The 11,910-nt window shown below is 60.8% G+C and carries 9 protein-coding genes; 4 read left to right on the forward strand and 5 right to left on the reverse strand.

The features are described from left to right. Positions 1-420 precede the first annotated feature (420 nt). The 4 genes from AC1MHZ_RS16545 (at position 421) to AC1MHZ_RS16560 (ending at position 2,716) form a co-directional block, all read left to right on the forward strand. The gene (locus AC1MHZ_RS16545) at positions 421-1,155 is read left to right on the forward strand and encodes a hypothetical protein (protein WP_368828936.1); all 735 of its coding nucleotides are present in this window, start codon (positions 421-423) and stop codon (positions 1,153-1,155) included. Between the two features lie 33 nt (positions 1,156-1,188). Next, positions 1,189-1,890 carry a hypothetical protein gene (locus tag AC1MHZ_RS16550; RefSeq protein WP_482966627.1) on the forward strand — a complete coding sequence of 234 codons (702 nt, stop codon included), beginning with the start codon at positions 1,189-1,191 and terminating at the stop codon, positions 1,888-1,890. Between the two features lie 165 nt (positions 1,891-2,055). Then, positions 2,056-2,301, forward strand: coding sequence for a suppressor of fused domain protein (locus AC1MHZ_RS16555; RefSeq protein ID WP_143515223.1), 246 nt, complete (start codon positions 2,056-2,058; stop codon positions 2,299-2,301). Positions 2,302-2,371: 70 nt separating this feature from the next. Beyond that, on the forward strand, positions 2,372-2,716 hold the full coding sequence (locus tag AC1MHZ_RS16560; protein ID WP_253249351.1) for a suppressor of fused domain protein: 345 nt from the start codon (positions 2,372-2,374) through the stop codon (positions 2,714-2,716). 122 nt (positions 2,717-2,838) lie between these two features. On the opposite strand, the gene tssA is transcribed toward AC1MHZ_RS16560, so the two are convergent. The 5 genes from tssA to AC1MHZ_RS16585 form a co-directional block, all read right to left on the reverse strand. Next, positions 2,839-3,933, reverse strand: a complete 1,095-nt coding sequence (gene tssA / locus AC1MHZ_RS16565) for a type VI secretion system protein TssA (protein ID WP_368828938.1) — start codon at positions 3,931-3,933, stop codon at positions 2,839-2,841. Positions 3,934-4,025: 92 nt separating this feature from the next. Then, on the reverse strand, positions 4,026-4,544 hold the full coding sequence (locus AC1MHZ_RS16570) for an Hcp family type VI secretion system effector (protein ID WP_084857829.1): 519 nt from the start codon (positions 4,542-4,544) through the stop codon (positions 4,026-4,028). A 143-nt stretch (positions 4,545-4,687) separates the two neighbouring features. Further along, on the reverse strand, positions 4,688-7,183 hold the full coding sequence (gene tssM / locus AC1MHZ_RS16575) for a type VI secretion system membrane subunit TssM (RefSeq protein WP_482966628.1): 2,496 nt from the start codon (positions 7,181-7,183) through the stop codon (positions 4,688-4,690). Continuing rightward, positions 7,180-8,088: a type VI secretion system-associated protein TagF gene (gene tagF, locus AC1MHZ_RS16580; RefSeq protein ID WP_084857831.1), complete on the reverse strand. Its 909-nt coding sequence runs from the start codon at positions 8,086-8,088 to the stop codon at positions 7,180-7,182. The genes tssM and tagF overlap by 4 nt, the downstream gene beginning before the upstream one ends. Continuing rightward, the gene (locus AC1MHZ_RS16585) at positions 8,085-11,894 is read right to left on the reverse strand and encodes a type VI secretion protein IcmF/TssM N-terminal domain-containing protein (RefSeq protein ID WP_482966629.1); all 3,810 of its coding nucleotides are present in this window, start codon (positions 11,892-11,894) and stop codon (positions 8,085-8,087) included. Before AC1MHZ_RS16585 ends, tagF begins: the two co-directional genes overlap by 4 nt. Positions 11,895-11,910 lie beyond the last annotated feature (16 nt).

Here is an 11,910-nt window from a genome sequence, read left to right on the forward strand (position 1 = left end):
GACATGGAGCGTGATGACCTGCACCGCGAGGTGTATCGGACCCAGGGCAAGCTCACCAGTTGCTTCGGTTATGACGCAATGGGGCGCAAGGCCTGGCAATTCGCCTCGACCTTGCCTCGCAGGTGTACAACACCGGCATCAATACCTCAAGGTCTTGGATGCTAGGACCGGATGCAGGAAAAATTCTCACAGGTGACATGGATGCTGTTCATAGAAGCGATCCAAGAATCACAATTGAACATAACAAGCCAGTCGTTGAACATTGGAATGAGCAGGGATGTAATTCCACCCGTGCTGCGCGAAACGATTTTTACAATGATACAGATAACATGAGTATTCGATTGCGCTCTACTAATAGCTTGGACGGTGCTAAGATGGCCGCAGACGGTGTTAAGTACAGGCAGGATGTAGGGCCCGATTATGAGTGAGGACGGTATGTTTTCTCAAGATGATTTATTGCAATCCTTTGCTAGCGTGGATGAGTTTGCTGGGTGTTATTTTTTTCAACATAAACTTCCGAAAGTGGTTTATGAATATTGCTTGAAAAGCACCGGTAGACAAGATTTGCTGGTTATATCTGAAGGTTTAAGCGATAGAGCATTTGCGGTGGAGCTTGTTAAGCAAGTGCCCGAGTCCTTGATTCAAGGTGAGACTGCAATTTTTGATATTTATCCAAATAAATATGGATTTACTCATGCTATCGTTGTCCCTAATACATATCACGGCAGTCTGAAGGGGAGACTGGAAAATAAGCGCGAAAATTTATTTCTATGCATTCCGATACATCGGTGTGAGTTTTCGGGGAGGGAGACCGAGGGTGAATTTAAGGAAATGATCCAGCGAATTATTCCTGTTTTCCGCTGGGATAGAGCTGTCTGCCCTAAGCTTAAAGTTTATTTTGATAATCCGCAGACTGAAGCTGGCACCCATGAGGTGGGAGTATTAATGAAATATTCTACTTTGTTAACTGAAATTGAAAATCTCAATGGCGTGGCAAGCGGTTTTATTGAAATTACAAATTTCAAAGAGAAGGTTGTAGAAGTTCTTTCTCCAAAAAAGGACGAGTTTACTCTGATTCGCGATCGTAAGAACGAGGAGTTGCTCAGGCACTCTCAATTAGTCGAGGCGTTGAGCGACTTTGTTCTGGTTGGATAAGCATAGTTTCAGAGGGCCTGCAGGAGCAATGAAGTGATTAGATTGAATGATATAGTTAAAGATATCAAAAGTGCATTTACAGGAAGAAAGTTTTTCTTTGATCGCGAGGAGGTTTCGGCAGGTATTGTCTTACCTAAGGCGTGGGAGAGTTTTGGGCTGCGTCTCGACGATGCTCCCGCATATCCTGATAGCTGGCAGTCGTATTCTACTGAGTTCCCTTCAATCATTACGCTGCTAAATAATAGTCTGCTGGGTACCGTTTTGCTGGCTGATGATAAGTTGGAGCTGTTGTATGTTTTCCATGATGCGAACGGCTTCTATTATTATATAGGTGGGTTGCCTGTTGAAGGGGGTGCGACTGATAAGGAAATGTTTGAGGCTCTTCCCATAAAACTTCAGAGTTTTTATCGGGAAGTTCATGATGGATATACATTTTTCCCTGCGCGCTCAATGGGGCCACAGAGCCTAAGTGATATTTCGCGTGTGTCGGACTTCATTGACGAAGAAGACGTTTCGTTTGCGGGGAGCTGGATTACCGTATTTTCGAATGGCAGTGGAGACTTTGTCGCGATAGATACGGAGGCGGAAAAAGCCTCAGAAGGCTTAATATGGTGGCATGAAAATCCTACGACGCCAGAGTATGGAGTTGATATTTTCGAAATAATGGATGCATGGATGACCGTATTCTTGGAAGGCACCAGGTCTCGCGAAGAGTTAATTGCTAATTTTTACTGATTCTTCTTGAGTTAGTACTCCAGTCATGGCATGAATAATAATCAGGCTTCATTGGTGTTTCACTTACGCGATAGCAATGCCTGGGCCTGAATCAGCGACGGCTTGCACTACCATTTCGGTCAAATGCTGTAAGGGGATTGAATTTTTCATTTTTGGGAAGGCAAAATGGCTGTTCCTAGCGCTCAATGTAAAATGGTGGCGAAGCACGCATTGCGAGTTTTTGGCGGTCAACTCAAGGTGCAAGCTTATTATGATGATGCTAGAACTTTGTCGATTGATTTGTTGACAACGCTTGACTCGCTACATGCAGGTGTAAAATCCATTGGTACTATAGGCCTATCCGAGACCCCTTTGTTAACAACCGATGGAAATGAATTCGGCACGCGGGTGGAGCTTGTGCCGGAGCATTGACTCAAGAAACCTATTGGGAGAATGCGGTAGCGTCGGCTGCGTTTCATATCAAAAACAGCAGGCCGCAGTCATGCCTGGGGACGTGGTTCGTGAAATTTTTAGCGAGTATCTAGTGCGGCCGAAAATGCCTCATATTTATCTAACGATACCATTTATGTGGAACGACTCCTACTTTCCTGAGCTTCAGTATTCAAATTTTAAAGTTAACTGGCTGCAATGTATCGCCATCCATGAAGAAGAGCGGGTTTTCATAGAGCGGTATGGTGGCGATGTTTTTGATAATCTCCTGTTCGAACAGGAAATAAACACATTAGATTGCAATAGGCCGCGAATCGTTTTTCCTGATAAATTATTTCTTAGAGCGCATGAGCTATATAGATGTTGTCGAGCGGTCGACAGGATATGGATCGGGTGATGAAATTAGAAATCTTTAAGGATTAGGTTTTTAGGAGGTTTGCGGACGAGCGCTCCGAGACATCTGGAAAGCGGCCCCCACCCTTTGCAGTAGAGGGCCATACCAAAACGCTCCCCCCGCACTCACCGCTGCTCACGCGTCCCCAACACATCCCGAATATTGTCCACCACATTACTGTCCTTGATCACATCGCTCAGCCAACCTTCCAGCGGCATATTGCCCCATTTGATAGCGCGTTCGATCAAATAGGGCACCGGGCTCTGGGGTTCGCTCTGCTTGAAGAACTGAGCAATGCCCGCAAGCATGGTGAAGGCTTCGTCGCGGGTCAGTGGTGTGGTGCGCATTTGCGCAGGGGCAGGGGCCTGTGCGGGTGTCGTCATCGGTTCACCTGGTTCGGCGGCAGGGGCGGGCGTGGTGCTCGGTTCAGGCGCGGCCACGGTGGCAGGGTGCAGCTCGACGCCGCGGTCCTTGAGCAGTTTCTCGGCCAGCTGGCTGGCCCGTGACAGCATGTCGGCGAGGCTGGCGAAGCTGGGTGCTTCGTGGCCGAACAGGCGGTCGATGGTCGCTTGCAGGCGGTTGCAGGTCTGCAGGCTTTCGGCAATCTGCAGGGCTTTGTTGCGCAGGTGCTCGGTGTCGGTAAGGGCGACCGAGCGCTGGAAGATCTCAGCGTTGATCTTGCCTTCGTCCAGTGCGGTTTGCATGGCCTTGGCATTTTGCAAGGCGAGGTTTTCTACGTGGCGTGATTCGTCATAGCGCAGCACGCCGAAATTCTGCCCTTGGGTAATGGGCAAGCCACCTGTGATGTCGGTGAGGGTCGTCTTCAGCCAGGACAGCCGCGCGGCGCGCTCGTCCAGGCCGTCTTCGAGGGACGGGTAGGCGGTTTCCCAGAAGCCTTCCAGGATGCGCTCGGTCAGTTCCAGGCCGAAGGTGATGCCCTGGAAGTGCTCACGCTGGGCCAGGCCCTCGCTGAGCCAGGCCACCAGCATCAGGTCCTTGCTCTGGTGGGCGAGCCCTTCGGCGGAGAGGGCGATGGCCTTTTCCCAGTCGGCGGTCTTCAGGTCGGTTTGCCAGTCGCCCTGGGTGAGGTAGTCAGGGTCTGCCCGGCGCGCCTCCTTGATCTGGTCGAACAAGGCGGAGAAGCTCAAGTCTTCGCCGCTGCCACCGTCGATCGGCGCGGCCAGCTCGGCCAGCGAAAGGTCGTTGAGGGTTTCAGGCATAAGGCACTCTGGTCAGGGAAGGAGAAGCGCGCCGGCCAGGCCGGCACGCTGCGGATATGGGCCGCTTGCGCGACCCATGGCAAAGCGAACGCTTAGGCGAACACTTTGTTCGCGGTGCTGTCCCAGCCACCGACGATGTTGCCGCCAGCCTGGCCGTCGGTACGGTTCTGCTGGGTGTAGGTGGTCTTGATGCGAGCGAAGTTGAAGCTGATTTCTTCGATCGGCAGGTCGCTGACCGCTTTGTCTTCACCGGACTGGTTGCCACCGGCGACGAAACGCACCGACGACACCACGACTTCTTCCATGTCGATGGTCAGGTAGGTCACCTTGTCACCACCGGCACGGTTGACGTGGAGCTTCAGCTTGGCAATGTGCTTGCCGGTGCAGCAGTGTTCGAACAGCTTGGCCGAGGCCTTGTCGACATACTTGCGGATCTTGAAGTCGCTCAGGGCGACACGCTCGGAGGATGCACCGCCCGAGGAGCTGGCGGTCGCCGAGGTGGCCTGGGTGGCGCCGTACTCGTAGCCCAGCACCTCGATCCAGTCCTTGTGTTTGTCATCCAGCGCTTCGCCTGGGATGCCGTCGATTTGGATATACGCGTCAAATGCCATTGTGAAACTCTCCATTTACATCAGTGAAGGGGCGCTCATGCGTCCCTTGGTTTTGACCCCTGCGAACGTGTCGGCAGGGGTAGCTTGCCGCCCTCCAGGCTTCCTCCTGTGAGGCCCGGGTGGCCGGTTCTTGCCGCGCGGCCTCAGTTCAGGCCGCGCACTTCGATTTCTACCCGACGGTTGGGCTCCAGGCACTTGATCAACTGCGCGCGCGGTTGCTGCATGTCGCAGTTGACCAGGGGCTTGCGGCTGCCTTCGCCGCGGGCATCCACCAGCTCGGCCGGCACGCCCTTGCCGACCAGGTAGGTGCGGATGGTCTGTGCCCGTTGTTTCGAAACCTGCAGGTTGCCCTGGGTATCGCCGAGCTGGTCGGCGTGGCCGGAGATGATGATCTTGCCGATGTTGGGGGTGTTCAGCAGCTTGCTGGCGATGGCGCTCAGCTGGTTCTGGCCTTCGTTGCGCAGGCTCTGGAAGTCGGCGCGGCCAAAGGCGAACAGGGTGTCGGATTCCAGGGTGATGGTCTCGATCGAGCGCAGCGACTGGGCCTGCAGGCTGTTGATGTAATTGCGCGAGCTCGACATCAGGAAGGCGTTGTCGAGGATGCGCGGTACGTCCGACTCGCGGATCTGGTCGCTGTAGAAGGTGATCTGGCGGCTGGCGTACAGGTAATCCTGGTTGCCTTGGGTGTCGCCGGCGCTGGCCGCCATGCTCTTGCCGGTATGGCGGGCGATGGCCGGGTACCAGTAGTCTGGCAGGCGTGCCTTGAGGAATGCCGGGTCGGCCTTTTCCCGCTGGGCAGGCGAGAGCATCACATAGGTATCCAGGGCGGCCTTGCCGAACTCGGCGATCGACTGGGCGCGGTTGTCATGGGGCAGGGCTTCGGCCTCGACGCTGTCCACGCCTGTCACCGGCTGCAAGGTGTTGGTGTTGCGCTGGTAGACCTTGAGCGTGGTCAGCAGGTACAGGGTACGGGTGAGGTTGTCGGCCGTGGGCTTGAGCATCACGTTCTGCAGGGTAGCGAAGTAGCGGCTGCGTACCAGCGGCTCCACGGCATGGCCCTGGTACAGGCCCAGGCGCATGCGCAGCGGTACACCGTGCTGGCGGTGCTGCTGGTAGTAGTGCTCGGTCCAGAAGCGCAGGCGGTCGAGGCTGCGCCAGGCGGTGTACTGGCCGCTGGCGCCCTGGTCCTGGGCCTTGGCCTGGGCCAGCTCGTCGGCGAGGGTGGCCAGGGTGCTGCGGTTGTTGAAGTACGACCAGCCCCACAGGCTGCACAGCACCAGGCCCGCCAGGCTGGCGGCGCCCACCCAGGCGGCCTTGCGCCGGCGCTCGCGTTGGTTGCTGGTGTACAACGCCACCAGGTGCTGGTCGGGGATGATCACCTTGCGGAACAAGCTGTTGATGAACAACGGCGCCGGCTGGCTGGCGGTGCCGGCGCTACCCTGGCCATGCTCCAGGGCAAAGCGCTCGGCGACATGCTGGCCGTGGCTGCCCCATTGGGCTTCGTCGGCCTCCAGCGCGGCGGTGAAATAGAACCCGCGCAGCAACTCGGCATTCTGGTACGGGTTGGCCCGTAGCAGGCTGTCGACGAACTGTTGCAGGCGCGGCTTGAGCGCGGCCAGCTCCAGCGGGAAGCGGTAGGCGGCATTGTTCTGCCGGGTGACCAGGATGTCCTGCTGCACCAGCTGCTGGGTGGCCACTTGCTGCCAGTAATCGGTCAGCTCGTCCATGGCCTTGCCGAAGCGCTGGCCCCAGTTGGCCTGCTCATAGCCTTTGTGGGAGAAGGTCTTGCCCATCACTTCGCCGCGGGCGGCGTCGTCCAGCTGGCGATAGAACGGCATGAAGCCAGGAATCAGGTCGCACTTGGTGAATACCAGGTAGATCGGCAGGCGCACCTCGAGCAGCGCACAGCTTTCCTGGATGCGTTCGCGCAGGCGCTTGGCCACGCGCTCGCGGTCTTCGGCCGAGCCCTGCAGGATATCGGCGATGCTGACGCTGACGATCAGCCCGTTGAGTGGGCGGCGTTGGCGGTGCTGACGCAGCAGTTGCAGGAAGCCGCGCCACTTGCCCGCTTCTTCGGGGCTGTTCATGTAACGGCCAGCGGTGTCGAGCAGCACGGCCTCGGAGCTGAAGAACCAGTCGCAGTTGCGCGTGCCCCCCAGGCCCGCGACCCGGGCGCCCTCGCGTTCGGCGTAGGGGAAGTTCAGGCCTGACTGCAGGATCATGGTGCTCTTGCCGGCGGCCGGCTGGCCGATCACCAGGTACCAGGGCAGGGTATACAGGGCGTCCTTTGCCGAGGTGCCGCGCGGCTTGTTGCTCTGCAGGCGCTCCAGGCTCTGCAGCAGGCGCTCGCGCAGCAGGCTGATTTCCTCGCGGTCGGCCGGCGGGGCGTTGAGCACGGCCTGGTCGGCATCGTCGCGCAGCAGCCCTTCGAGGTTGCGGTGCTGGCCGACGCCCCGGTACATCAGCAGTACATAGCCTGCCGACAGCAGCAGGAATACGCCGATACCTGCCAGCAGGCTGTGCAACGAGGTGAAGCCCAGGCCACGGCCGACGGCCCAGACCAGGAAGATCACCAGGAAGAACGCCACCCCGAGCAGGTAGGGTTGGTAGCGCAGGCAGTAGTACTTGATCTTGTTCATACAGGCGTCGCATCCAGCGCATCGACGAAGCGGTCGATGACGTGTTCAAGAGGTCGGTCGTAATCGTATGGGCGCGTCGCCCCGGCCAATGGGCCCAGCAGCTCCAGGTGCAGGCGAGGCTGCGCACTGGCCGTGAGCAGGTGGTAGGCACTGGTGGCATGGGGCGACGGGAAGCAGTACAGCCGCGGGTGCATGAAGTCGTCGGCCAAAAGGCTCACTGCCGGCACGTCGTGGCGCCCGCTCATACGCGTCAGCCAGGTCAGCCAGAGGTCGGCGGTGGGGTTCTTCAGGCCGCGCTCGGCGGGCAGGGGCAGCTCGATGCCGCCTTCGAAGTCACCGTGCAACGTGCCGCGGGTCGCCTCGAGCCGGGCCAGCGCCGTGGCACTGTCGAAGCCAGGCCAGGAGCCATGCAAGGCGCGGGCGATGTCGCTGAAACTGAAGTCATGCAGGAACTTGGCATGTACGCGGCGGAACAGGTCCAGGTCCTGGGCCTGTAGCGGGCGCAGGGCCTTGATGCGCTCGAAGATGCCGGCGCGGTCGGCGCCTTGCACCGCCTGGTGCAACAAGGGCTTGATCTGCGCGCTGAACAGCTCGCCCAGGGTGAACGGGTTGAGCAGCGCTTCGCCTTCCTGGCCCTTGAGCAGCTGGAAGATGAAGAACGGGTAGCGCCGCTCGCTGGCATCGCGCGAGCTGAGCAGGCCGCCCAGCAGCCAGTTGCCGGTGCGCGCACGGTAGCTGAAGAAGCACATCGGCAGCGGGTCGAACAACGCCTGCCAGTCTTCGCGGTGGCGCATGGCCGCCAGCGAAGCCTGCAGCCAGGCGTCGAACTCGCAGACTTCCTCCGCCGCGCCATGCAGGCTGACGAAGTCCGCGCTCGACGGGAGCTTGCCGAAGCAACCGATCATTGGGCGCCCCTGCCGCTGTCGTTCAGCGCGCTCAGCGCCTTGACGTCGCCCAGGTCGGTCAGCTTGACGCCGCCGAAATTGCGCACCAACAGGCTGACCCGGCCGTTGGCGGTGTTCCAGCTGAAGCGCTGCTGGATACCGTCGAGGTCTTCGACCCGGGCGCTTTCGTTCATGCGCAGCAGGCCCCAGCGCCCAGGGAAGTCGAACACGGTGACGCGTGCGCCGCTCAGGGTGATCACGTCCAGGCGCGCGCCCGGCGCGTTGCTCTTGCCCGGCCAGGCGAAGCGGTTCCAGCTGCTGCGGCCGTTGCGGTAATGCTGCTCCTGGCCATCGAGGGTGAAGACGATGTCGGTGAAGTTGCCCGACGGTTCGAGCATGATCTCGAAGCCGTTGTCGCGGTCCGACAGGCTGGCGATGACCTGGCCCACGGAGCTGGCCTTGTCGATGCTGCGTAGCATGCCTGGGTTGACCAGCGAAGGCGCCTTGCCGTCGCCCAGGCCCAGGCCTTCGCCACCGGAGAGGTTGCCGATCTCGTTGCGCTTGAAGGTCGGCAGCAGGCCGCTGTCGGGGTCGACGAAGCGCTGCAGGTCCTTGACCGAGGCTTCGTTGCGGCTGCCCGTGGCGATGGGGTAGCGGTGCGCCATGACCTGCTCCCAGGGCTTGGCGATCTGCTGGGCCCAAGCCTTGGCGATTTGCTGGCCGGCCGGGTCGCGCAGGGTTTCCCAGGCGTACTGGATCGGCAGGCTGAACAGGCTCTGCAGCGAGCGCGACAGGCCATCCTGGCTGGTGTCGACGCTAGTTTCCACGTAGTTGCGCACGGTGGTCACCTCGCTCGGCTGGCCTTCGAGGGTTTCGCTGATCAGCTGCTTGCTGCTCTTGCCCACATCCTGCGAGCGCTGGATGTTGTTCATGCGCACCTTGAGCTTGCGCAGGGCGGCCAGGTAACGGTCCATGATGGTGCTGTCGGCGCCTTCGGCGTTGTGCTCGGCGAACACGCGCGAAATCGGCTCGAAGCGCTTGGCCAGGCTGCCGTCGTCGATGGCCGGGAGGGTAGGGGCGACGTCGGTAGGCAGGGCGTCCTTGTCGTCGAACAGGCCGGTGACCTTGCTCCAGAAACCGTCCACGCGGGCGGTGCCGGCGCGCGGGATTTCCTGCTTGATCGGCAGGTCCCACTGGGTGTTGTCGTTGACCGCCGCCAGCAGGTTCTTCACCGGCGAGTTCTGTACGTCGCTGAGCAGCCCGAGCTGCTGGGTGGCCGAGGCCAGGTCGGCGAAGTGGCGTACACCGACGCTGCTGACCATCTTGTACCAGGCCTGGGTGTAGTCGCGCTTGTAGCGGGTCATGAACTCGCGGACGAAATTGGCCTTCTGCACGATGGCATCACCGCCTTCGCCGTCCAGCACCCAGTCCGACTCGTTGCGCAGGTTGCCCGAGACCAGCTTGATCAGCTCGGGCTTGACGAAGGTGTCCCAGCCCTGGCGGGTATAGATGGCCGGGACGCCGGCCGAGCCGTACAACAGGGCGCGGCCGGGCTGCGGCACCAGGTCGTTGAGGCTCAGGGCCGGGAACTGGCGGCTGGCTTCGAGCTGCAGGCGCAGGTATTCACGGTCGACCAGGGAGCTGGAGATCATGAACGACTTGAGGTTCTGCCGGGTCTGGCTGATCAGTTGCTCGTTGCGTGGCAGCGACGGGGCCTGGCCCTGCTCGAGCAGTTGCACGTACAGCGGGGCGTTCTGTGCGATCACGCCTTCGCCGGCCGCGGCGCCTTCACCGGCGGCACTGGCCCAGGCCTGGGGCAGGCTCGCGGCGATGAACGCAGGGTCCGGGTGCGCCTTGGGCTCGGTCAGCAGCAGGTACAGCTTGAGGGTGTTGTAGGCGTCGATGATCGAGGCCACCTGCTGTTCGTCCAGGCGTCCGAGCATTTCCTCGGAGAGCGACAGGCCCCCGGTGGTGGCGGACAGCTCGGCGGCATCGCTGGCCGTGGCCAGGTTGACCTTGGCGGCATAGGCGCCGACGCGGGTCTTGCCCAGTGCCGCCTTGGCCTTGGCGGCCACCGCCGGTGCCAGGCGCTTGCCGTTGTTGTGCTTGGGCGCCGGGGCCGGGGTGAACTGCAGTTCCTGATTGATGCCGTCGGCGAAGGTGTTGAAGGCGCGCATCTGCACCTGCAGTTGACGGGCGATCGGCTCCAGGGCCTGGCTGCGCAATTGTGCCAGGTAGGCGGTACGCGCCACCTGATGGATCGCCTCGCCCTGGTACAGGCCTGCGCCCAGTTGCAGCGGTACGCCTTGCTGGCGATGGGTTTCAACGGTCGCCATCTGCTCGCGCAGCACTTCCAGGCCTTCGCCGGCCGCCAGCAGCTGTGGGCGGTCTTCGGCCTGATCGATCTTGGCCAGCTCCGCGCGCAGGCCGTCCAGCCATTGGCGGTTGTTGGCGAACGACAACGCCTGCCAGGCGATGAACAGCACGCCAGCGGTCGCCGCCAGGCCCAGCAGCAGCGGGCTGAACGCGGCCTGGCGGCCCAGGCGCGACTGGTACAGGGTCAGGTCACGGTCGGGGAAGATCACCCGGCGGAAGGTGTCGGTGATGAAGTAGCTGCGGTTGCCCTGGGGCTTGCCGGTGGCCTGGGCGCCGTCTTCAGAGGCGGCTTGCAGGGCGAATTCGTCGGCAATGGCGTCTTCGTACACCTGGCCCAGTTGTTGGTCGGTCTGCAGGGCGCTGGTGAAGTACAGGCCGCGCAGCAGCAGCGGGGCATTGCCGCGGTGGCCACGGGTGAAATGCTCGAGGAAGTGCTCGAGCACACCGCGCAGCTCGGCGAAGTACTGCGGGAAGTTGAGCAGGGTGCTGTCGGCCTGGGCGCCGAGCGCGATCATCTGCGCATCGACATGGCGGCGGATGTGGCCCTGGAGGTTGTTGAGGCGGGTTTCGAGTACCGCGTGCAGGCCGTTGTTGCGGATTTCGGCCAGGCCGAAGGTCATGCCCAGCGGCTGCTGGCGTTCCTGCAGGTCGAGGCCTTCGAAGGCCTGGTTGAAGCCCGGCAGCTGGTCGGTCTTGCTCAACATCAGGTAGACCGGCGGGTTGGCATCCAGGCATTGGGCGTATTCCTCCACCCGTGCCACCAGTTGCGCGGCCAGCGCGTCGCGCTCGTCGCTGTTGGCAGCCAGCAGTTCGGGCAGGCTGACCACCAGCACCAGGCCGTTGATCGCCGCCTTGCCCCGTTGCTTGCGCAGCATGCGCAGGAAGGCCGAGAACTCGCTGGCCGACTGGTCGTCGCGCAGGTAGCGGCCGGCGGTGTCGATCATCACCGCGTCCGGGCTGAAGTACCAGTCGCAGTGCTGGGTGCCGCTTTCGCTGTCGTTGGCGGTGGCGATGCTGGCCGACAGGCCCGAGTGGGTCAGCAGCGAGGTCTTGCCGGCCGCCGACATACCGATCACCAGGTACCAGGGCAGGTCGGACAGCGCCGCCTTACCGCCTCCGCCGGCGGAGCGGTCGGTGCGCAGCATGGCGATGGCGTGCTTGAGGCGTTCGCGCAGCACCTGCTGGTCACGGAACTCGCCGGTGGCGTTCCAGGAGCGGTCGACCTCGATGTGCAGCAGGTTCTCGAGGTTGTGCTCGGCACGGATGCGCTGGTACTGGCGCAGCACGATCACCAGCAGGAAACAGGCGCTGATGATCGCCAGCGCTTCGGGCACATGGTGGCGCAGCCACGGTACCAGCGGCGCGAACAACCAGCAGATCAACAGGCTCGCCAGCCACAGAAGTGGCAGGAGAATCCAGAAACTCTTCAACAGACGCAATAGTGTTTTCATGTCTTCCTGACTCGGC

This window comes from Pseudomonas sp. FA-1, from assembly GCF_056856075.1.

Coding starts and splice junctions, on each gene's coding strand:
- AC1MHZ_RS16545 (WP_368828936.1), top strand. CDS start 421: ATGAGTGAGGACGGTATGTTTTCTCAAGATGATTTATTGCAATCCTTT.
- AC1MHZ_RS16555 (WP_143515223.1), top strand. CDS start 2,056: ATGGCTGTTCCTAGCGCTCAATGTAAAATGGTGGCGAAGCACGCATTG.
- AC1MHZ_RS16560 (WP_253249351.1), top strand. CDS start 2,372: ATGCCTGGGGACGTGGTTCGTGAAATTTTTAGCGAGTATCTAGTGCGG.
- tssA (WP_368828938.1), bottom strand. CDS start 3,933: ATGCCTGAAACCCTCAACGACCTTTCGCTGGCCGAGCTGGCCGCGCCG.
- AC1MHZ_RS16570 (WP_084857829.1), bottom strand. CDS start 4,544: ATGGCATTTGACGCGTATATCCAAATCGACGGCATCCCAGGCGAAGCG.
- tssM (WP_482966628.1), bottom strand. CDS start 7,183: ATGAACAAGATCAAGTACTACTGCCTGCGCTACCAACCCTACCTGCTC.
- tagF (WP_084857831.1), bottom strand. CDS start 8,088: ATGATCGGTTGCTTCGGCAAGCTCCCGTCGAGCGCGGACTTCGTCAGC.
- AC1MHZ_RS16585 (WP_482966629.1), bottom strand. CDS start 11,894: ATGAAAACACTATTGCGTCTGTTGAAGAGTTTCTGGATTCTCCTGCCA.